This is a genomic window from Mesorhizobium sp. M1A.F.Ca.IN.020.04.1.1, from assembly GCF_003997315.1.
Classification (GTDB): domain Bacteria; phylum Pseudomonadota; class Alphaproteobacteria; order Rhizobiales; family Rhizobiaceae; genus Mesorhizobium.
The window spans coordinates 1-21,598 of sequence record NZ_RZSN01000101.1 but is presented as its reverse complement, the minus strand read 5'-3'; the positions used below and the strand labels follow the sequence as shown (position 1 = coordinate 21,598).

17 protein-coding genes and 1 pseudogene are annotated in these 21,598 nt (G+C 63.7%); 16 read left to right on the top strand and 2 right to left on the bottom strand.

Annotated elements, in window-relative coordinates; genetic code table 11:
• The 9 genes from ybgC to ftsH all read left to right on the top strand — a co-directional run.
• Positions 1 to 443 (top strand): tol-pal system-associated acyl-CoA thioesterase (gene ybgC / locus EOA49_RS19740; RefSeq protein WP_127243308.1); only part of this gene is annotated, 443 nt, incomplete at its 5' end.
• Positions 444 to 837: 394 nt separating this feature from the next.
• Positions 838 to 1,548 carry a protein TolQ gene (gene tolQ, locus EOA49_RS19735; RefSeq protein ID WP_067001789.1) on the top strand — a complete coding sequence of 237 codons (711 nt, stop codon included), beginning with the start codon at positions 838 to 840 and terminating at the stop codon, positions 1,546 to 1,548.
• Positions 1,549 to 1,557: 9 nt separating this feature from the next.
• Positions 1,558 to 2,019: a protein TolR gene (tolR, locus tag EOA49_RS19730; protein ID WP_067319458.1), complete on the top strand. Its 462-nt coding sequence runs from the start codon at positions 1,558 to 1,560 to the stop codon at positions 2,017 to 2,019.
• Between the two features lie 7 nt (positions 2,020 to 2,026).
• Positions 2,027 to 3,181: a TonB family protein gene (locus EOA49_RS19725; protein ID WP_067001796.1), complete on the top strand. Its 1,155-nt coding sequence runs from the start codon at positions 2,027 to 2,029 to the stop codon at positions 3,179 to 3,181.
• Positions 3,182 to 3,258: 77 nt separating this feature from the next.
• Complete coding sequence (gene tolB / locus EOA49_RS19720) at positions 3,259 to 4,539, top strand: Tol-Pal system beta propeller repeat protein TolB (RefSeq protein WP_245299761.1); 1,281 nt, start codon at positions 3,259 to 3,261, stop codon at positions 4,537 to 4,539.
• A 317-nt stretch (positions 4,540 to 4,856) separates the two neighbouring features.
• Positions 4,857 to 5,363, top strand: a complete 507-nt coding sequence (pal, locus tag EOA49_RS19715; RefSeq protein WP_067001802.1) for a peptidoglycan-associated lipoprotein Pal — start codon at positions 4,857 to 4,859, stop codon at positions 5,361 to 5,363.
• 270 nt (positions 5,364 to 5,633) lie between these two features.
• Positions 5,634 to 6,779 (top strand): tol-pal system protein YbgF, encoded by a 1,146-nt coding sequence (ybgF, locus tag EOA49_RS19710; protein ID WP_127243307.1) that lies wholly within the window; start codon positions 5,634 to 5,636, stop codon positions 6,777 to 6,779.
• A 51-nt stretch (positions 6,780 to 6,830) separates the two neighbouring features.
• Positions 6,831 to 8,222 (top strand): tRNA lysidine(34) synthetase TilS, encoded by a 1,392-nt coding sequence (gene tilS / locus EOA49_RS19705; RefSeq protein ID WP_127240759.1) that lies wholly within the window; start codon positions 6,831 to 6,833, stop codon positions 8,220 to 8,222.
• Positions 8,223 to 8,328: 106 nt separating this feature from the next.
• Positions 8,329 to 10,263: an ATP-dependent zinc metalloprotease FtsH gene (gene ftsH / locus EOA49_RS19700; RefSeq protein WP_067001810.1), complete on the top strand. Its 1,935-nt coding sequence runs from the start codon at positions 8,329 to 8,331 to the stop codon at positions 10,261 to 10,263.
• Between the two features lie 385 nt (positions 10,264 to 10,648).
• On the opposite strand, the gene EOA49_RS19695 is transcribed toward ftsH, so the two are convergent.
• Positions 10,649 to 11,506, bottom strand: a complete 858-nt coding sequence (locus tag EOA49_RS19695; protein ID WP_127240754.1) for a hypothetical protein — start codon at positions 11,504 to 11,506, stop codon at positions 10,649 to 10,651.
• Positions 11,507 to 11,871: 365 nt separating this feature from the next.
• Between EOA49_RS19695 and glmM the strand changes: the two genes are divergently transcribed.
• From glmM to serA, 5 genes are all read left to right on the top strand, one after another.
• Entirely contained in the window at positions 11,872 to 13,224 is a 1,353-nt protein-coding gene (glmM, locus tag EOA49_RS19690) for a phosphoglucosamine mutase (RefSeq protein WP_067001816.1), read from the top strand.
• A gap of 216 nt (positions 13,225 to 13,440) precedes the next feature.
• A complete protein-coding gene (locus EOA49_RS19685) occupies positions 13,441 to 14,256 on the top strand; it encodes an outer membrane protein (RefSeq protein WP_127240755.1) in 816 nt (271 codons plus the stop codon).
• A gap of 206 nt (positions 14,257 to 14,462) precedes the next feature.
• Positions 14,463 to 15,236: an outer membrane protein gene (locus EOA49_RS19680; protein ID WP_127240756.1), complete on the top strand. Its 774-nt coding sequence runs from the start codon at positions 14,463 to 14,465 to the stop codon at positions 15,234 to 15,236.
• Positions 15,237 to 15,434: 198 nt separating this feature from the next.
• Positions 15,435 to 16,610, top strand: a complete 1,176-nt coding sequence (locus EOA49_RS19675) for a phosphoserine transaminase (protein WP_127240757.1) — start codon at positions 15,435 to 15,437, stop codon at positions 16,608 to 16,610.
• Positions 16,611 to 16,677: 67 nt separating this feature from the next.
• The gene (gene serA / locus EOA49_RS19670; protein WP_067001828.1) at positions 16,678 to 18,279 is read left to right on the top strand and encodes a phosphoglycerate dehydrogenase; all 1,602 of its coding nucleotides are present in this window, start codon (positions 16,678 to 16,680) and stop codon (positions 18,277 to 18,279) included.
• Positions 18,280 to 18,320: 41 nt separating this feature from the next.
• On the opposite strand, the gene EOA49_RS19665 is transcribed toward serA, so the two are convergent.
• Complete coding sequence (locus EOA49_RS19665; RefSeq protein ID WP_127240758.1) at positions 18,321 to 19,211, bottom strand: DMT family transporter; 891 nt, start codon at positions 19,209 to 19,211, stop codon at positions 18,321 to 18,323.
• A 217-nt stretch (positions 19,212 to 19,428) separates the two neighbouring features.
• Here EOA49_RS19665 and EOA49_RS19660 point away from each other — a divergent pair, with 217 nt between their 5' ends.
• Together EOA49_RS19660 and EOA49_RS19655 are read left to right on the top strand one after the other, a co-directional pair.
• Positions 19,429 to 20,727 (top strand): adenylosuccinate synthase, encoded by a 1,299-nt coding sequence (locus EOA49_RS19660; RefSeq protein ID WP_067001833.1) that lies wholly within the window; start codon positions 19,429 to 19,431, stop codon positions 20,725 to 20,727.
• A gap of 71 nt (positions 20,728 to 20,798) precedes the next feature.
• A pseudogene (locus EOA49_RS19655) lies at positions 20,799 to 21,598 on the top strand (hypothetical protein); the annotation flags it as partial.

The following is a 21,598-nucleotide window of genomic DNA, read 5'->3' as shown; positions in this document are numbered from 1 at the left end:
GCGCCGGGCTCTCGGGGGCGCTGACGCAATCCGGCCATCGCCTGATGGCCCGCGTCTACTATGCCGACACCGATTTCTCCGGCGTCGTCTATCATGCGCGCTATCTCGAATTCTTCGAACGTGGGCGCTCGGACTATCTCAGGCTCGCCGGCGTCCATCACACCGAGCTTGCCGATGGCAAGCATGGCGAGCGCATCGTCTGGGTGGTGCGGCGCATGGAGATCGACTTCCGTTCGCCGGCCCGCATGGACGACATCCTCACCATCGACACGCGCACCGAGGACATTTCGGGCGCCCGCATCTTCATGGCGCAGCAGTTGAAGCGTGGCGGCGAGGTGCTGGTCGAAGCGAAGGTCGAGGCGGCGATCATCGGCGAGAACGGCCGGCCGCGCAGATTTCCGAAGGAATGGATCGCGGCCTTTATGCCGAGGGCGAGCGACTGATCACCGCGAACCGGCTTCGGCCGAATCCCTGTCACGCAGGAGTTGCCCGTTCTGGGACAACGACATGCACCAAAACACCTAAAGCGCGTCGCCTGGACCTGCTTCAGCGCGATGTGCACTGATCGGCCGCGTCCAGCATGGCGCCGGCCCGGTGGGCGCGGCAATGCGCCACGCTTCATATCCTAACCCATCCTTAACCATAACGGTTCATGAAGGAATTGGTGAAGATTGGCGCAATTCGTGTGCCTTCCTTTCACCAAGATTTGCCCCGAAAACGCCGCGAAACGGTGCATTCGGGGCTTGTCCCGCGAGCTTCAGGCTTCGCGCGATCGGACCAAAGGGATGCCATGGGCCAGCCGCCAGCGATGCCCGGAAAAATCTTAAGGACGTAGTCATGGAAAACATCGCACTCGCCGACCCGGGCGCGCATTTGTCGATATGGGCCTTGTTCATGCAGGCCGGCTGGGTGGTCAAATTGGTCATGATCGGCTTGCTCTGCGCCTCGATCTGGACCTGGGCAATCATCATCGACAAGCTTGTCGCCTATAGCCGCATGCGGATGGCGCTCAACCGCTTCGAGCAGGTGTTTTGGTCGGGACAGTCGCTCGAGGAGCTCTACCGCACGCTCGCCGACCGCAAGACCACCGGCATGGGCGCGATCTTCGTCGCCGCCATGCGCGAATGGAAGAAGAGCTTCGAGAAGGGCGCCAAATCGGCGCTGGCATTGCAGACCCGCATCGACAAGGCGATGGATCTCGCGCTGACCCGCGAGATGGAAAGGCTGGAGGGTCGGCTCGGCTTCCTCGCCACCACGGGTTCGGCCGCGCCATTCATCGGCTTGTTCGGCACCGTCATCGGCATCATGACCTCCTTCCAGGCGATCGCCGCCTCGAAGAACACCAGCCTGTCGGTCGTGGCGCCCGGCATCGCGGAAGCCCTTCTGGCGACGGCCATCGGCCTGCTCGCGGCCATTCCGGCCGTCATCGCCTACAACAAGCTGTCATCGGATGCGAACAAGCTCGCCGTGCGCATGGAAGGGTTTGCGGATGAGTTCTCCGCCATACTCTCGCGCCAAATCGATGAAAAAGTCGCGCAGAAGGCCTGAGGTACGATCATGGGTATGTCTGCTGCTAGCGCAGGTGGCATAGGGCGAGGCGGACGCGGCCACCGGCGGCGCGGTCGTCATCATGGCCTGATGTCGGAAATAAACGTCACGCCGATGGTCGACGTGATGCTGGTGCTGCTGATCATCTTCATGGTCGCGGCGCCGCTGCTCACCGTCGGCGTTCCGATCGACCTGCCCGACACGAAAGCCAAGGCGATGAATGTCGACACGCAGCCGATCACGGTGTCGATCAACGCGGCCGGCCAGATCTATCTACAGGAAACCGAGATCCCGATCGAGGAGCTGGTGGCGAAGCTGCAGGCAATCTCGAAGACCGGCTATGACGAGCGCATCTTCATTCGCGGCGACAAGTCGACGGATTATGGCACCGCCATGAAGGTCATGGCCCGCATTTCGGCGGCCGGCTACAAGAACATCGGCCTGGTTTCGCTGCAGGAACAGGATCAGTAAACGCCAAATGCGGACCGGCCTCACCTCATCGGTCATCTTGCATGCGGTGGCGCTGGCCTTCGGGCTGTTCACGCTGTCCTCGCCGCCCGCCATGCCGGCTTCCGACGTGGAGTCCGTCGCGGTCGACATCGTGCCGATGGAAGCGATCGCGCAGACCCTGCAGGGCGACAAGAAAGCGGTCATGCATGACAAGCCGGCGCCGCTGCCGACCAAGCGCCCGGATATCGTCCCCGACGCGCAGAAGGTCGGCGAGAACAGCGTCGACACCGACAAGCCGGCGACGGACGAAGCCAAGCCGAAGCCGGTCGAGAAGACATCCGCGCCGCCCCCGGCGCCGACGCCGACCGAGAAGCCGGCGGTCGAGGACGTGCCGAAGCCGCAGGAAAAGCCGAAGCCGACCCCGGCGACCGAAGTCGCGCCGACGCCGACACCTAAGGAAGAGGTCAAGCCCGAGCCGGTCAAGCAGACGGAGCCGAAGCCGACACCCGCCAAGGAGCCGACGCCAGCGCCGCCGAAGGACACGACCGCCGCCATCCAGAAGGAAGAGGTCAAGCCGGACGCCGTCGCCGAGGCGATCGCCAAGGAGCAGCCGACCGAGGAGGCTAAGCTTCCGGACTCGGCACCTGCCCCTGCAGCGCGGCCAAAGCCGCAGCCCGCTCCCGCCGAAAGCGCCAAGGCGCCGGAGCGCAAGGACGCGGAAAAGCCGGTGAAGGAAGCTTCCTCGAAGCCGAAGTCGGATGAAAAGCAGTTCAACGCCGACGAGATTTCAGCACTTCTGGACAAGCAGAAGCCGTCGGGTGGCGGCGCCAAGCGCTCCACGCAGCAGTCGTCGCTCGGCGGCGAGAAGGATCAGGGCCAGAAGCTGTCCAAATCCGAGCAAGGCGCGCTCGAAGCTCAGCTCGGCGGCTGCTGGACGTTGCCCGTTGGACTGGAAGGTTCGGAGAACTTCGTCGTCGTGGTCCGGTTCAATCTCGATACCAACGGCAAGCTCGACGGCCGCCCGTCGGTCGAGCAGTCGAGCGGCAACCGGCAGTTCGACGAAAGCGCAGTGCGCGCGGTTCAAAAATGCGACGTGGCCGGCCTGCAAGTTCCAGCCGGCAAGCAGGATATTTGGAACGACATCCGGGTCACCTTCGACCCAAGGGAGATGCTTGGCCTATAGGCTTTGCGTCCGAACCATCAAGAGAGAAGCGAGAAGACATGAGATCTTTCCTCAAGCCGCTCCTGACGATTGCAGCCATGGCGCTGGGCATGACGACCGCCGCCACCTTGCCGGCCTGGGCGCTCGTCGAGCTCAACGTCAACAAGGGCAATGTCGAGCCGCTGCCGATCGCCATCACTGACTTCCAGTCCAATGGTGAGCTCGGCGCCCAGATCACGGAGATCGTCACGGCCGACCTCAAGCGTTCCGGCCTGTTCGCGCCGATCGACAAGAGCGCTTTCATCGAGAAGATCTCCGGCCCGGACGCCACGCCGCGCTTCGATGACTGGAAGGTGATCAATGCGCAGGCGCTGGTCACCGGCAGCGTCGGCAAGGAAGCCGACGGCCGTATCCGCGCCCAGTACCGGCTATGGGACACCTTTGCCGGCCAGCAGATGGCCGGGGAGCAGTTCTTCGCCAATGACGCCAATACCAGGCGCGTCGCCCATATCATCGCCGATGCGATCTACGAGCGGCTGACCGGCGAGAAGGGTTACTTCGATACGCGCGTCGTCTTCGTCGACGAATCCGGCGCCAAGAACGCGCGCAAGAAGCGTCTTGCCATCATGGACCAGGACGGCGCCAACGTCCGCTACCTGTCGGACGGCCGTTCGATCGTGCTGACGCCGCGCTTCTCGCCGAACCGGCAGGAAATCACCTACATGTCCTATGAGAGCGGACAGCCGAAGGTGTATCTGCTGCAGATCGAGACCGGGCAGCGCGAGCTGGTCGGCAATTTCCCCGGCATGACGTTCGCGCCGCGCTTTTCGCCCGATGGCCAGAAGGTGATCATGAGCCTGCTGCGCGATGACGGCAACTCCAACATCTTCGCCATGGATCTGAGAAGCCGTTCGACCACGCGGCTCACCGACTCGACCGCCATCGACACCTCGCCCTCCTATTCGCCCGACGGCTCGCAGATCGTCTTCACCTCCGACCGCGGCGGCGGCAGCGGCCGCTCGCAGATCTACGTCATGGGCGCGGACGGCTCCAACCCGCACCGCATCTCGTTCGGCGACGGCGTCTATTCCACGCCGGTGTGGTCGCCGCGCGGCGACCTCATCGCCTTTACCAAGCAGTCGGGCGGCGAGTTCCAGATCGGCGTCATGAAGACCGATGGTTCGGGCGAGCGCATCCTGTCCTCCGGCTTCCAGCAGGAGGGGCCGACCTGGGCGCCGAACGGTCGCGTGCTGATGTTCTTCCGCGACTCCGCCGGCGGGCCGAAGCTGGTCACGGTCGATCTTACCGGCCGCAACGAGCAGCAGATCCCGACCTCGAACTTCGCCTCGGATCCGGCCTGGTCGCCGTTGCTGGAGTAGGCAGAGGAACGGAAGAATTTAGGAACGGCGAACTGACGAACTGAGGAAAATGGAGGACCGGGGGCGCTTGTAAATCTCAGAGAGAAGCTGGCTTAATTTCTTCCTTCAATTCCTCAGTTCTTCAGTTCCTCAATTCCCCCTTTTTTCATGTTTTGGCCGCATTTCCGCCTACGGTCGCCGCGCATTGTGAGCCTAGCTAAATCGGCCGAGGACGGCGGCTCGAAACGAAAAATTAACCGTGTTTCTTGAATGCCGGTTAACCCAAACGTGGTTACTGGGTGATCAACGAAATCACTCGAATGCGAAGGAGAGGCGGCATGGGCCGTATCGCAGCACTTACCAGAAATCCGGCGATGATCGCGCTGGTGGCGGCTCTGGCCATCACCGGCTGCGCCTCGAAGAAGACGCCGAACAGCGCCGCCGATCTCGGCCTCAACGGCGCCGGCTCTGCCACGCCCGGCTCGGCGCAGGACTTCACCGTCAACATCGGCGACCGCATCTTCTTCGACACCGACTCCTCGTCGATCCGCGCCGACGCGCAGACGACGCTGTCGCGCCAGGCGCAGTGGCTCAACCAGTACAGGCAGTATGCCATCGTCATCGAAGGCCATGCCGACGAGCGCGGCACGCGCGAGTACAATCTGGCGCTGGGCGCCCGCCGCGCCGCTGCCACCCGCGACTTCCTGGTTTCGAAGGGCGTCGCGGCCAACCGTCTGAAGACGATCTCCTACGGCAAGGAACGCCCGGTCGCCGTCTGCGACGACATCTCGTGCTGGTCGCAGAACCGCCGCGCCGTCACCACGCTCTCGGGCGCCGGTTCCTGACGCGCCGCGCCGGAAATCGATATCGATTTTCGGAAACGCTCATAAGCGCCACAGCGTCCTTGGCGCGTCTGACGACGCGCGGCGCTGTGGGCGGCAAAAATACAACATCGCTGAACGAAAGGCGGCCTCCGAGCCGCCTTTTTCATATGCGACAGCTTGAAACAAAATTTGGCCGAAGTCTCGCGTCCTGCTAAGAGCGCGAGGGCGCTTTATCCCCCTCCGATTTGGAAAGGCGCATCGGGCCAACAGATTTTCACGGCGAGAGACATAATGCATTTCAGAACGGTCCTGAGCGGCACGCTTGCGCTGCTGCTCCTATCAAGCATCGCAGGCGTCGCAGCCCCGGCGGACAGCGGGCAAGCCTCGAACAGCGGCTTCACTTTCCATCTGCCGACGCTGGGCATTTTCGGCGACAAGAAGAAGACCGAGCAGGCGCAAGTCGCCCAGCAGGACGGCGCCGGCATGACCGGTCTGGAGGATCAGATCCGCCAGATGAACGGCAAGCTTGAGGAACTCAATTTCCAGATCCTGCAAATGCAGGAGCAGATGCGCAAGCAGCAGGAGGACAACGAGTTCCGCTTCCAGCAGCTCGAAGGCGGCTCGCAGGGCGCGAAGCCAACCGGCCAGAAGAAGTCGGAGGCCGCGCCGCAGGACGGCAGCAGCGGCAACACGAATATGGGCGATGCTGGCGCCGGCGACAGCGGCACCGACACCAACGTCGCAACGGCTCCGGCGACGCAAGCTCCGCCCGGCACGGCTCCGCAGGACGGCGGCGGCAAGAGCGTCGGCGACGTCATCGTCGAGTCTCAGACCGGCGACCCGGGCAAGTTGATCACCGGCGCGCCGCCGAAGACCTTCGGCACCATTACCGTCGACAAGAACGGCAATGTCGTCAATGCCGACCCCGCCCCGCAGGCGGGCTCGCAGACGGAAGCTCCCGCGGCTACGGCAAACGCGCCTGCCGCCGAGACCGGTGGCAAGCCTGGCAAAAGCAAGTCCGGCGGCACGGTCATGGCCTCGCTGCCCTCGACCAACAATCCGGACGAGCTCTACCGCAACTCCTACCAATTCATCCTGTCGGGCGACTATCCCACCGCCGAGCAGGGTTTCCGCGACCATATCTCGCGCTTTCCCAAGGACGCCAAGGCGGCGGACGCGCATTACTGGCTGGGCGAATCCCTGCTTGGCCAGCAGAAATATCGCGACGCGGCGGAGGTTTTCCTGGCCGCCAGCAAGGATTATCCGAAGGCCAAGAAGGCGCCCGACATGCTGCTCAAGCTCGGCGTATCGCTGGTCGGCCTCAAGCAGAACGACGTGGCCTGCGCCACTTTCAACGAGATCGGCAAGCGCTACCCGGATGTTTCCGGCACGCTGAAGGAACGCATCAAGCAGGAAAAGGCGCTGGCCTCGTGCTAGCTTGCGTGTCGTTGTCCCAGAATCGGGACCGCTTTTGGACGACGCGCAGTGATGTTCGATACCGAGACTGACCTTTCGGATCGCCTTTTCCAAGACTTCGACTTCTCCCACGGCGCCGTTGTGGCCGTGTCCGGCGGCAGCGACTCGACCGCCCTTCTCCATCTGCTCAAGCACCATCTCGACCGTACCCTGCCCGCGGCAAGGCTGCTTGCGGTGACGATCGATCATGACCTCAGACCAAGCTCGGCAGCCGAAGCGCAAGCTGTCGCCCGGCTTTGCGCCGAGCACGGCATCGCGCATCGCACGCTCGTCTGGTCCGGCTACAAGCCATCGACCGGCTTGCCGGCCGCCGCGCGCGAGGCGCGCTACCGGCTGCTGGCCGAGGCAGCCGAAGGGGAAGGCATCCGCACGGTGGTGACCGGACATACCGCCGACGACCAGGCCGAGACCGTGCTGATGCGGCAAGTTCGTGAAGAGGAGGCCCGCGACGAGGATCCACGCGACGGCCGCGGGCTCGCCGGCATGGCGCCCGCCACGCTCTACGATTGGCGGGTCTGGATCGCCCGCCCGCTGCTCGCCACGCGCCGCGCGGCATTGCGGGAGATGCTGAAGCGTCGCGGCATCGGCTGGACCGAGGATCCGACCAATGTCGACCGGCGCTTCGAGCGGCCGCGCCTGCGCATCTCGCTTGCAGGCAGAGATGGCGAGGCGCGTTTCAAGGAAGCAATCGCGAAGGCCGGACAGGCAGCCGCCGAGCGCGAGAACCTCGGCCAGCGTGCGGCGGCGCTGATCGGCGCCTTCGCTAGCCAGCCGGCTCCGGGGCTCATCCGCCTTGATCGCGATTTCGCAAGTGGTGAGGATAGCGAAGCCGCCGTCTATGCATTTCGCATCCTGCTCGCCACGGTCGGCGGCGTCACGTTCCTTGTCGACGAGGCGCGTTGCCGGGCGCTGTTCGAGCATCTGCGGTCGGGGACGCTTTGCGCCACATTGTCGCGGACGGTGGTCGACGCGCGCCGCACCGGCATCTTCCTCCACCGCGAGGCCCGCAATCTGCCCGCGGTTCCGGCTGCTGAGCAGGCCCTATGGGACGGTCGGCGGAGGATCACATTGAGCGACAGGCCGAGCGGGTTGGTGATCGCGCCAGCAGGTCCCGGCGCCGCCAAGCGATTTACCCCGGAAGGCGACGTTCCGGCGAGCTTGCTGCGCAAGGCGCTGGCCGCCGAGCCCGCGCTGTGGCGCGGCGGCGAACGCCTTGATTTGGCTGGCGGTGATGCCGCGCCGCCGGCGATGGCGATCGTTCCTGCGGTGTCGCCCTTCACCCGCTTCCTGCCGTCCTTCGATCTCCGGCCCGCTGCCGCCGTCGCCGCGCTGATCGGCGCGCCGCCGCTGCCGCCGTCGCCTTTTCGCGGCCATGATCGCGGCGGAGCATGGGCGAAAGCTTAACCGAGGCATGCTGTTCTGCTTGGCAAGGGGAGACGCTCTCCCTATGTTAGGCCCAAGCCTCCAATCATCATCGTGGGTCCGCGCGCGGACGCCAACAGGACAATAGATGAATCCGAATTATCGCAACCTCGCGCTCTGGGCGATCATAGCGGTCCTGCTCATCGCCCTGTTCAATCTTTTCCAGACGCCGCAGACGCGCGGCGCTTCGAGCGAGATCGCCTATTCGCAGTTCCTGCAGGATGTCTCTTCCGGCCGGGTCAAGAGCGTGACGATCGCCGGCGCCCGTATCTCGGGCAACTACACGGACAACGCCAACGGCTTCCAGACCTATTCGCCGGGCGATCCGTCGCTGGTCTCCAGGCTGCAGGACAAGAACGTCACCATCAACGCGCGGCCTGAAAGCGACGGTTCGAACTCGCTGTTCGGCTATCTGATCTCGTGGCTGCCGATGATCCTGATCCTCGGCGTGTGGATATTCTTCATGCGCCAGATGCAGTCCGGCTCCGGCCGCGCCATGGGCTTCGGCAAGTCGAAGGCGAAGTTGCTCACCGAGGCGCATGGCCGCGTCACCTTCCAGGACGTCGCCGGCGTCGACGAGGCCAAGGAGGACCTGGAGGAGATCGTCGAGTTCCTGCGCGATCCGCAGAAGTTCCAGCGGCTCGGCGGCAAGATCCCGCGCGGCGTGCTGCTGGTCGGCCCTCCCGGAACCGGCAAGACGCTGCTCGCCCGCTCCGTCGCAGGCGAGGCCAACGTGCCGTTCTTCACCATCTCCGGCTCGGATTTCGTCGAGATGTTCGTCGGCGTCGGCGCAAGCCGGGTGCGCGACATGTTCGACCAGGCCAAGAAGAACGCCCCCTGCATCATCTTCATCGACGAAATCGACGCCGTCGGCCGCCATCGCGGCGCCGGCCTCGGCGGCGGCAATGACGAGCGCGAGCAGACGCTGAACCAGCTGCTGGTCGAGATGGACGGCTTCGAGTCCAACGAAAGCATCATCCTGATCGCCGCCACCAACCGGCCCGACGTGCTCGACCCGGCGCTGCTCAGGCCGGGCCGCTTCGACCGCCAGGTGGTCGTGCCGAACCCCGACATCGTCGGCCGCGAGAAGATCCTCAAGGTGCATGTGCGCAATGTGCCGCTGGCGCCCAATGTCGACCTCAAGGTCATCGCGCGCGGCACGCCCGGCTTCTCCGGCGCCGACCTGATGAACCTGGTCAACGAATCCGCGCTGATGGCGGCGCGTCGCAACAAGCGGCTCGTCACCATGGCCGAGTTCGAGGACGCCAAGGACAAGATCATGATGGGCGCCGAGCGCCGCTCGTCGGCGATGACGCAGGCCGAGAAGGAGCTGACCGCCTATCACGAGGCCGGCCACGCCATCCTGGCGCTCAACGTGCCGACGGCCGATCCGCTGCACAAGGCGACCATCATCCCGCGCGGCCGCGCGCTCGGCATGGTCATGCAGCTGCCGGAAGGCGACCGCTATTCGATGAGCTACAAATACATGATCTCGAGGCTGGCGATCATGATGGGCGGCCGCGTCGCCGAGGAGTTCAAGTTCGGTAAGGAGAACATCACCTCCGGCGCCTCCTCCGACATCGAGCAGGCGACCAAGCTGGCGCGCGCCATGGTCACGCGCTGGGGCTTCTCCGACAAGCTCGGCCATGTCGCCTATGGCGACAACCAGGAAGAGGTCTTCCTCGGCCATTCGGTGGCGCGCCAGCAGAACATCTCGGAAGAGACCGCGCAGATCATCGACGCCGAGGTGCGCCGGCTGATCGACGATGCCTATTCCACCGCCAAGACCGTGCTGACCAAGAAGAAGAAGGACTGGATCGCGCTGGCCGAAGGGCTGCTCGAATACGAGACCCTGACCGGCGAGGAGATCAAGCAGCTGATCGCTGGCCACAAGCCCGCCCGCGACCTTGGCGACGACACGCCGCCCAGCCGCGGCTCGGCTGTGCCGAAAGCCGGCACCGGCGGCCGTCGCAAGAAGGGCCCCGAGCCCGAAGGCGGCATGGAGCCGCAGCCGCAGGGCTAAGGCTCGATCGAAAACGAAACATAAAAAACGACGCCGCGGCTCAGACCGCGGCGTTGTTGTTTGGGAGGTCACAGACGATTGGCGAGTCGCTCGCGGACCGCACCTGCAAGATCGGCGTCCGGCGCAAGCGCCAATCTTCCTTCTGGCTCATCACGCTTCTGGCCTCGCATGGCACCCCGAACCTCCCGCGCAAAACGCACGAAACTGTTCGCGATGTCTTCGCACACCTGTTCGCGATGTCCTCAGTCCATATAGGGGGAGATTGGTAGCTTCGCCGGCGGGGGTTCTTTTGCGGCGCCGATATGCCTCTTTAAGCGCGTCCAACGAAAAAGCCCGCGCATCTCGCGATGCGCGGGCCTTGGTCTTGGAGGTAAGCGCTGAGCGATCAGCTCTTCAGCTTGGCGTTGCATAGGCTGTAGAAGCCGCCGCCCTTCTGGATCCACCGCAGGCCGTTCAGCGTGTTGGCGTCCTTGTTGGCATAGTACTGCTCGAGGCAGGTGTGCATGCGGGCCTTGGCCGGCGTCTCGTTGGCGAATTTCGGCGAGATGGCGGTCGGGAAGGTCACGCCCTTCGGCGCAGCCACGCTGGGCTTTGCCGGTTCCTTGGTGAAAGTCGCCTCGGTCGGAGCCGGCACGGTGTCGTCGTCGTCGCCGGCGCCGCATTCGGTCTTGCGGAAGTCGTTCCACTTCATGCCGTTGAGCTTGTTGGCGGTCTTGGCAGCCTGGTACTTGCTGCTGCATTCGGCCATGGTCAGGCCCTTGGCCGAACCACCGTCAGCGGCGGTGGAAGTCTTGCTGGTGGCAGGTTTGGCGGTTGCCGCAGCAGTGGCGCCGGGGCCGCATTCAGCCTTGCGGAAATCGTTCCACTTCATGCCGTTCAGCGTGCCGGCCGCCTTCGCGGCCTGATACTTGGTGCTGCATTCCTTTGCGGTCAGGCCCTTGGCCGTGTCGTCCGAGGCAGCTGCCGACTTTGCCTTCTTGGTGTCAGAAGCCTTGGTGTCGGTCGCCGCCTTGGTCGCCGCCTTGGTGTCGGTCGCCGCCTTGGTGTCGGTCGCGGCGGAAGCGTCGCTGCCGCACTCGGCCTTGCGGAACTGGTTCCAGGTCTGGCCATTGAGCGTTCCGGCGTCCTTGGCCGCGTTGTACTTGGTGCTGCACTCGGCCATGGTCAGCGCGTTGGCCGGCGCCGCCAGGAACAGGGTTGCGACGGCGATGCCCGTCAATGTTGCAAGTCTATGAATAAGCATGGCGTTTTTCTCCCTTGCTGCCGCCAAATGGTGCCTATACCAAATCAATAGCTCTCAACTTCGGGCTGCGCCAGATGCTTCCCGCGCGGATGCCCTCACAAAGTGTGTTCCTGCCGACAAGGTGCTAAATTGCTGGCGCTCGGTTCGAGCAAATAAGGTTTTCCCAACCATGTCGGGCGGAAAAGCTGTCTGGGCTTCTATATTCCCGCTACAACGAGAGGTCGTGGCAGGCTGCCGAATCACTTGACCGGTCTGCGACAATGATTTTCTAAGGAATGGTAATATATAATCACGAAACGTGATGATCGGATGCGGCCCAATTGTGGCAATACGGGCGGCTGAAACCGACGGGGACTTTGGCAGGTATGGCAGGGCAGTATTTCGGCACCGACGGCATCCGCGGACGCGCCAACAAGTTTCCCATGACGGCCGAGGTGGCCATGCGGGTGGGTATGGCCGCCGGCCTTTCTTTCCAGCGGGGCAACCATCGGCACCGCGTCGTGCTCGGCAAGGACACGCGGCTTTCCGGCTACATGATCGAGAACGCGATGGTGTCGGGCCTGTGCGCCGCCGGCATGGACGTGTTCCTGCTCGGGCCGATTCCGACACCGGCGGTCGCCATGCTGGTGCGCTCGCTGCGCGCCGACATCGGGGTGATGATCTCGGCCTCGCATAACCCTTACTACGACAACGGCATCAAGCTGTTCGGCCCCGACGGCTATAAGCTCTCCGACGAGATCGAGGAGCGCATCGAAGGCATGCTCGACAAGGACATCGAGTTGTCGCTTGCCGATTCCGACGGGCTGGGGCGCGCCAAGCGCGTCGACGGCGTCCACGACCGCTATATCGAATTCGCCAAGCGCACGCTGCCGCGCTCGATGTCGCTTTCCGGGCTTCGGATCGTCGTCGACTGCGCGAACGGCGCCTCCTACAAGGTGGCGCCGGAGGCGCTGTGGGAGCTCGGCGCCGAGGTAGTCGCCATCAACGTCGAGCCGAACGGCTTCAACATCAACAAGGAGTGCGGCTCGACCCATCCGGCCGGCCTGCAGAAGAAGGTGCACGAGGTGCGCGCCGATATCGGCATCGCGCTCGACGGCGACGCCGACCGTGTGGTCATCGTCGACGAGAACGGCGCCATCGTCGACGGCGACCAGATCATGGCGCTGATCGCCGAGTCCTGGCACCAGAGCGGGCGGCTGGCCGGCGGCGGCGTCGTCTCGACGGTGATGTCCAATCTCGGTCTCGAGCGTTTCCTTGGCGACATGAAGCTGCAGCTGCACCGCACCAAGGTCGGCGACCGCTATGTCGTCGAGCACATGCGCGCGCATGGCCTCAATGTCGGCGGGGAGCAGTCCGGCCATATTGTGCTGTCCGATTTCTCGACCACCGGCGACGGCCTGGTTTCGGCGCTGCAGGTGCTGGCCTGCATCAAGCGGCAGAACCGGCCGGTCAGCGAGCTGTCGAAAAAGTTCGAGCCGGTGCCTCAGCTTCTGAAGAACGTCCGCATCTCCGGCGGCAAGCCGCTGGAGGAGGCGCCGGTCAAGGCAGCCATCGAGGAAGGGCGCAACCGCCTGGGCAAGGCCGGCCGCCTCGTTATCCGACCGTCCGGCACCGAGCCGCTCATCCGCGTCATGGCCGAAGGCGACGATCCGCAGCTGGTCGAGGCCGTCGTCAACGAGATCGTCGGCATCATCTCGGATACCCGCAGCGCCGCCTGATCGCCGCTGCAAAGCGGACGATCGCATCTGCAAGCCCGCCGCCAGGCGGGCTTTTTCGCGCGCTCACAACACCCCGGACAACGGAATACCCTCTAAAATTGTAGGCATTCGTGGTTAATCGGTACGGTTAAACGGCTTTTAACCTTTGCAATTCATTATCCACGCCGAGGTTCATCTTCGGGCGATGTCGTCCCGAGGCTTCTTAGGGGTGACAGCATGTTCGATACCGCAAGAATGGCACTGTTTGCCGCGCTGTTGGCGGGAGTGGCCGGACCGGCCCTCGCCGCCGACCTGGGGGAACCACCGCCGGTGGAGGAAGCTCCGCCGCCGGTGGTCGAGGCGCAGCCGATCGACGTCGGCGGCTGGTATATTCGCGGCGACATCGACTACCACAAGTCGACCTTGCGCGGCATCGACTACATTACATACGGGCCACCGCCCGGCACCAACGATTTCGATTTCGGCAAGCTGAAGGGCGGCTTCTCGCTCGGCGGCGGCGTCGGCTACAAGATCAATGATTACTTCCGAACCGATCTGACGGCCGACTATTGGTTCAAGTCGGACTTCAACGGCCAGACCTCGGACCTCGTCACGACATCAACCGAGGTGTCGAGGATGAGCGCGCTGCTGCTGTTGGCCAATGCCTATGTCGATATCGGCACCTATCACGGTATCACGCCTTACGTCGGCGCCGGCATCGGCGGTGCGCACGTCAAGTGGGACACGGTCCACGACCCGAACACCACAGAAACCAACCCGGGTTCGTCCAACTGGCGCTTCGCCTATGCGCTCATGGCCGGCGCTTCCTACTGCCTGACCGACAGGGTGATCCTCGACGCAGGCTACCGCTTCACTCACATCCAGGGCGGGCGCATGTTCGAGTTCGATTCGACGAGTTCCGGGCCGGGGTTCGACCACGGCATCAACACGCATGAGGTGCGCGGCGGTCTGCGCTACCAATTCGGCGGCAACAATGGGTGCACTACACCGGTGACCTACCAGCCTGAGCCGGAGCCGATCTACACCAAGTAGCCGCTTCGAGATCCTGAAATTCTGCCAATTGCCCGGCGCCAGCCGGGCGATTTTCTTTTGTGGGTGGCCGGTAAAACAGCATCGAAATCAATTCGGTAACCCCCTGTTATCCTTAACCGGCACTTAACCACTATGGTTAACAATGCTCCTGAAACGGCAGCTGTGCTCGCGTTCGCGACTGGCGCCAATCTCAGGAGCCGGGGACCATGACATCAAAATCGTGTATCGCACTGGCGCTCGCCGCAATCGTGCTGATGCCGGCGACACAGGCGATGTCGGCCGACTACGATCCGCCGATCTATGTCGATCAGGCGCCGGACTATCAGCCGGTCGAGGTAGGCTCCGGCTGGTACCTCCGCGGCGACGTCTCCTATCTGGTGGAGAAGAGCTTCAGGAATGAGGATTTCGCCTCCCCGCCGGGGAGCTTCAGCGACAAAGAAGACCCGATCTTTGCGAGTATAGGCTTCGGCTACCATTTCACCGATTACCTGCGTGCTGATTTCAATTTCGGTTATCTGCCGGGCAACAGGGTCAGTGTCGGCTACGATGACACATTGATCGTGACACCGCCGGCCACGGCAACCGTGGCATCCGCGACCCTCAAGAATTATGCATTCTCGGGCATTCTCAACGGTTACGTCGACCTTGGTACCTATATCGGCGTTACACCTTATGTTGGAGCGGGTCTCGGCATTGTGCGGAGCAAGTACAATCTTTCAGCGAGCTATTTCACCGACAACGCTGATCCCTCCGATGATTTCACCCAAACCGATAACAAGACGAAGTATTCACTTGCGTACACCTTGAATGCAGGTTTTGCTTACCAGGTCTCAAAGAATGTGCTGATAGATCTGGGATATCAGTATTTCTCAGCGCCAGATGCTGAATATGCGACAGCCGACAGCCTGACCTCCTACTCGATCCGAAAGGGGATCAGCAATCACCAGGTCAAGCTCGGGCTGCGCTACGATCTTTGGTAAGCGAGGGAACTCGGAAATTGCCGCCGGCGGGTCGAACGGGTCCGCCGTTCTTTTTCGTTTCCGGCGCCTGGTGCCGTCAGACAAATATCCCGACAGCGACAAAAACTTTGCTCTTGACGCCGGAAGGCTGAAAGCATATCGCCGTCCGTGGGCCACCCCTCCCCAACGAGGGGCCACTATCTGGAAGGATAGACCACGATGACGACGCTTACCAAGCCCGGACTCCGTCCGGCAAACCCCAATTTCTCCTCAGGTCCCTGTGCAAAACGCCCCAGCTGGTCGGTCGAGGCGCTGAAAGCTGCTGCGCTCGGACGCTCTCACCGCGCCAAAATCGGCAAGGGCAAGCTCGAGCAGGCGATCGAGCTGACGCGCGAAATCCTCAAGGTCCCGGCCGGCTACCGGATCGGCATCGTGCCGGCATCCGATACCGGCGCGGTCGAGATGGCACTGTGGTCGCTGCTTGGCGAGCGCGGCGTCGACATGGTCGCCTGGGAAAGTTTCGGTTCCGGCTGGGTGACCGATGTCGTCAAGCAGCTCAAGCTCGCCGATGTGCGCAAGTTCGAGGCCGGCTACGGCGTGTTGCCGGATCTGACGCAGATCGATTTCGATCGCGACGTGGTCTTCACCTGGAACGGCACGACCTCCGGCGTGCGCGTGCCGGACGGCGATTTCATTCCGACCGACCGCAAGGGTCTCACCATCTGCGACGCCACCTCGGCGGCGTTCGCGCAGCGGCTCGACTTCGATAAACTCGACGTCGTCACCTTCTCCTGGCAGAAGGTGCTGGGCGGCGAGGGCGCGCACGGCATGCTGATCCTCAGCCCGCGCGCCGTCGAGCGGCTGGAAACCTACAAGCCGGCCTGGCCGCTGCCGAAGATCTTCCGCCTGACTTCCGGCGGCAAGCTGATCGAGGGCATCTTTAAGGGCGAGACCATCAACACGCCGTCGATGCTGTGCGTCGAGGACTATCTCGATGCGCTTCAATGGGCGAAGTCGATCGGCGGCCTGGAAGCGCTGATCGCCCGCGCCGACGCCAACGCCGCGGTGCTGGACCGGTTCGTGGCCAGGTCGTCGTGGCTCGGCCATCTGGCCGTCGATCCGGCGACGCGCTCAAACACTTCCGTGTGCCTGTCCTTCACCGATCCGGACGTGGCGGCGCTCGATGCCGACGGTCAGGCGGCTTTCGCCAAAGGTATCGTCTCGACGCTCGACAAGGAAGATGTCGCCTACGACATCGGCTCCTACCGCGATGCGCCGCCCGGCCTTCGCATCTGGTGCGGCGCGACCGTCGAGACCTCCGATCTCGAAGCACTGCTGCCCTGGCTCGACTGGGCCTTCGCCATGCAGAAGGCGTCGCTGAAAGCGGCCGCCTGAGTCATTCGCGGCGGCCTTCGGGCCGCCGATCCCAAACGGATCAATCCCATTCTTCAAGGAGGCCGCCATGGCGCCCCGCGTTCTCGTCTCGGATAAACTTTCAACCACCGCCGTGCAGATCTTCAAGGACCGCGGCATCGAGGTCGACTACCTGCCCGATCTCGGCAAGGACAAGGAAAAGCTTCTCGAAGTGATCGGCCAGTATGACGGCCTTGCCATCCGCTCGGCGACCAAGGTCACCGAGAAGCTGATCAATGCCGCCACCAGGCTCAAGGTCGTCGGCCGCGCCGGCATCGGCGTCGACAATGTCGACATTCCGGCGGCGAGCCGCAAGGGCATCATCGTGATGAACACGCCCTTCGGCAACTCGATCACCACGGCCGAGCATGCCGTTGCGATGATCTTCGCGCTGGCGCGCCAAATCCCGGAGGCCAACGCCTCGACCCATGCGGGAAAATGGGAGAAGAACCGCTTCATGGGCGTCGAGATCACCGGCAAGACGCTGGGCGTGATCGGCTGCGGCAATATCGGCTCGATCGTCGCGACGCGCGGCGTCGGCCTGAAGATGCATGTCGTGGCTTTCGATCCGTTCCTGTCGGACAGCCGCGCTGAAGAGCTCGGCGTCGAGAAGGTCGAGCTCGACGAGCTTTTCGCGCGCGCCGACTTCATAACCTTGCACACGCCGCTGACCGACAAGACGCGCAACATCATCGATGCGGCCGCGATCGCCAAGATGAAGGACGGCGTGCGCATCATCAATTGCGCGCGCGGCGGGCTGGTCGTCGAGGCCGACCTGGTCGCGGCACTGAAGAGCGGCAAGGTGGCCGGCGCCGGCGTCGATGTTTTCGAGGCCGAGCCGGCGGAGAACAATCCGCTGTTCGGCATGCAGAATGTCGTGGCAACCCCGCATCTCGGCGCCTCGACCACCGAGGCGCAGGAGAACGTTGCGCTGCAAGTGGCCGAGCAGATGGCCGATTACCTGATCAAGGGCGCCGTTTCCAACGCCATCAACATGCCGTCGATCACCGCCGAGGAAGCGCCCCGACTGAAACCCTTCGTCAAGCTGGCCGAGGTGCTCGGCGCCTTTGTCGGCCAGGTCACCGAAGATCCGATCAAGGAGGTGGAGATACTGTTCGACGGCTCGACCGCGACGATGAACACGCGCGCGCTGGTGAGCGCCACTCTTGCCGGCCTGATCCGGCCGCAGGTCTCCGACGTCAACATGGTGTCGGCGCCGATCATGGTGAAGGAGCGCGGCATTATCGTCGCCGAGGTCAAGCGCGACAAATCTGGCGTCTTCGACGGCTACATCAAGCTCACAGTCAAGACCGAGCATATGACGCGCTCGATCGCCGGGACCTGCTTCTCGGACGGCAAGCCGCGCTTCATCCAGATCAAGGGCATCAACCTCGATGCCGAGGTCGGCCAGCACATGCTCTACACGACCAATGCCGACGCGCCCGGCATCATCGGCCTGCTCGGCACCGTCTGCGGTGAGAACGGCGTCAACATCGCCAACTTCCAGCTCGGCCGCAACCGGCCGGGCGGCGATGCGATCGCGCTGCTCTATCTCGACGCACCCTTCCCGGAAAGGGTGCTCGATCAACTGCGGGCGCACCAATCGATCGATTCGGCCAAACCGCTGCACTTCGATGTCGGCGCCGCCTGAAAGATCATGCCCCGCATGCTTCGGCATGCGGGGCATTTCCCCTACAGAACGGCCCTGCTGCCACTGTATTCGGCCAGCGCGATGCCTCCGAGCACGAGCGCAAGCGCAAGACCCTGATAGAATTGGAACTGCTCGCCGACGATCAGCACCGAAAGCAGGGTGCCGAAGATTGGCACCAGATTGATGAACAGTCCGGCGCGATTGGCGCCGATCAGCTCGTTGCCCTTGATGTAGAAGATCTGCGAGACGACGGACGCGCCGAGCGCGGTGTAGAACGCGACCGCCCATCCTCGCGCGTCCGGGACGATGACGCGGCCCGCCGCCACTTCCCAGACACAGAACGGCACCGAGGTCAAAAGCGCGGCGAGCGACAGAGCCAGCATGAAGCTTTGCCAGCGGACGGCCGGCTTCAGGCGCAGCCCCACCGAATAGTGGCTGTAGCAGAGGACCGCGACCAGCATGATGGCGTCGCCGAAATTGAGCTCGAGCTTCAGCAGCTGGCCGAGGTCGCCATGGCTAGCGGTCAGGGCGACGCCGAGGATGGTGAGCGCGACGCCGACGATCTGCAGGCGCTGCACGTGCAGCCTAAACAGCACGAAGTTGGCAAGGATGATGACGATCGGTATGGCGGCCTGCTCGATCGAGACATTGATGGCGGTCGTGTAGTTCAGCGCCGTGTAGAAGATGACGTTGAACATCGTGAAGCCGCAGGCGCCGAGGCCGGCGACCAGCAGCCAATGCCGGCGCAGTTCAGGCCAGTCCTCGCGAAACGTCCGCCAGCCGACGGGCAGCATGATCAGCACCGCCAGCACCCAGCGCAGGAAAACCAACGTCATCGGCGACACATGGCCGACGGCAAGCTTGCCGGCCACGGAATTGCCGCCCCACAGCAGCATGGTGGAGAGCAGGAACAGATAGGCGGCTCGATGCATCGCTTAATCCTGGACCGGCAGGCGCGGCGGAAGAAGGATGCCGGCCTATTGCGATGGCGAGGCCAAGTAAATGATGCGAAAGCCGGAATTTGTTGTGCCTGGTTTGTTGTGCCCTGGGTGGTTTCGGGGACAAAGAAGGGGTCGCATCGGCCTGCACATGAGGCTATAGAGGCCTGTCGTTTCAAGCCGCCAAGGCGGCATCTCAAGGGAAAAGAACATGGCCAATGTGGTGGTCGTCGGCTCGCAGTGGGGCGACGAAGGCAAGGGCAAGATCGTCGACTGGCTGTCGGAGCGCGCCGACGTGGTCGTGCGCTTCCAGGGCGGCCACAATGCAGGTCATACCCTGGTCGTCGACGGCAAGGTCTACAAGCTTTCGCTCTTGCCGTCCGGCGTGGTCAGAGAGGGCAAGCTGTCGATCATCGGCAACGGGGTGGTCTTCGATCCGCACGCCTTCGTCGCGGAAACAAAGAAGCTCAAGGAGCAGGGCGTGGAGGTGACGCCCGAACGCCTGAAAATCGCCGAAAACACCGCGCTTATCCTGTCGCTGCACCGGGAGCTGGACGGGTTCCGCGAAGACGCCGCCTCGAATTCCGGAACCAAGATTGGCACGACCCGCCGCGGCATCGGCCCCGCATATGAGGACAAGGTGGGCCGGCGTGCGGTGCGGGTGATGGATCTGGCGGATTTGGAAACGCTTCCCCTGAAGGTCGACAGGCTGCTCACGCATCATAATGCGCTGCGCCGCGGGCTCGGCCATCCGGAAGCGACCCAGGAGGCGATCATGCAGGAGCTGACCTCGGTGGCCGGCGAGATCCTGCCTTACATGGACCGCGTCTGGAAGGTGCTCGACGACAAGCGCCGCGCGGGTGCGCGCATCCTGTTCGAGGGCGCGCAAGGCACGCTGCTCGATATCGACCACGGCACCTATCCCTTCGTCACCTCATCCAACACCGTGGCAGGGCAAGCGGCCGCCGGCTCCGGCACCGGCCCCGGCGCGATCGGCTATGTGCTCGGCATCACCAAGGCCTATACGACGCGCGTCGGCGAAGGGCCGTTCCCGACCGAGCAGAAGAATGAGGTCGGCGAGTTCCTCGGCACGCGCGGCCACGAATTCGGCGTCGTCACCGGCCGCAAGCGCCGCTGCGGCTGGTTCGACGCCGTGCTGGTGCGCCAGGCGGTGGCCGTCAACGGCATCAAGGGCATCGCGCTCACCAAGCTCGACGTGCTCGACGGGCTGGACGAGATCAAGGTCTGCACCGGCTATCGCCTCGATGGCGAGTTGATCGACTATCTGCCGGCCAGCCAGGGCGCCCAGTCGCGCGTCGAGCCGGTCTATGAGACGCTCGAAGGCTGGAAGGGAACGACGGCCGGCGCCAGGAGCTGGAACGATCTGCCGGCGCAAGCCGTCAAATATGTCCGCCACATCGAGGAGCTGATCGGCGCCCCGGTTGCACTGCTTTCCACCAGCCCGGAGCGGGACGACACGATACTTGTGACCGATCCGTTTCAAGACTAGTTTCACAGCGCTTCCAGGCGCTACGGCTGATTTGCGGCCGGCCCGGGAAAGAATTGCAGGTCGACTGACGCATGGCAGATTTCGTTGGTGTTCTGAAAAAACAGCTTGCGAAGCACAGCGAGCCCTCGCCCGAGTTGCGCAAGCGGATTTACGAGAATGCTCGTGAGATGCTGGCGAAGAAACTCGCGAACTATTCTCCGCCGTTGTCGGCCGAGGTCATCAGCAAGCAGAAACGTTCGCTCGAAGATGCCGTCGCCAGCGTCGAGCGCGAGTATGCCAAGCCTGCTCCGGCGCCCAAGCCGGCTCCAGCGGAAGATCCCCTGGCGGAGCTGGAACATATTTTTTCCTCGATCGACCGCAACAAGAACCAGCCGAGCCACGTCCGGCAGCCGTCGGTGGCGAAGCCCGAACCTGCCAAGCCGGAGCCCTTCAAGCCGGAGCCCTTCAAGACGGCGCCCGCACCGGCGCCGGTGAAGGCGGAACCGAGCTGGCAAGGCGCAGCAAAGACGGAACCAAGCTGGCAAGGGGCAACGAAGACTGAGCCCGGCGGCTGGCACAAGGTGCCCGCGGCACCGCCGCCCATGCCCTCGCCGCGCGAGGACGATGTCGGCCTGCCCGGGATGAACGCCGCCGAACCGGACGAGGACAGCGATGTCTTTGCCAATGACGAGCAGCCGGCCGATACTTTCCAGCGGCTGCGGCCTGCGCCGCGCAAGCGCAGCTATGGCGGGTTGATTGCTGCCGTTGTCGCATTGCTGGTGCTGGCCGGCGGCGGGTACGGCGTTTGGCTGAACAAGGATGCGTTCAGCTCCATGCTCGGCTTGAAGGGCGGCAGCAGCCAGACCGTCTCGACCGAGCCTCTGGTCAAGCC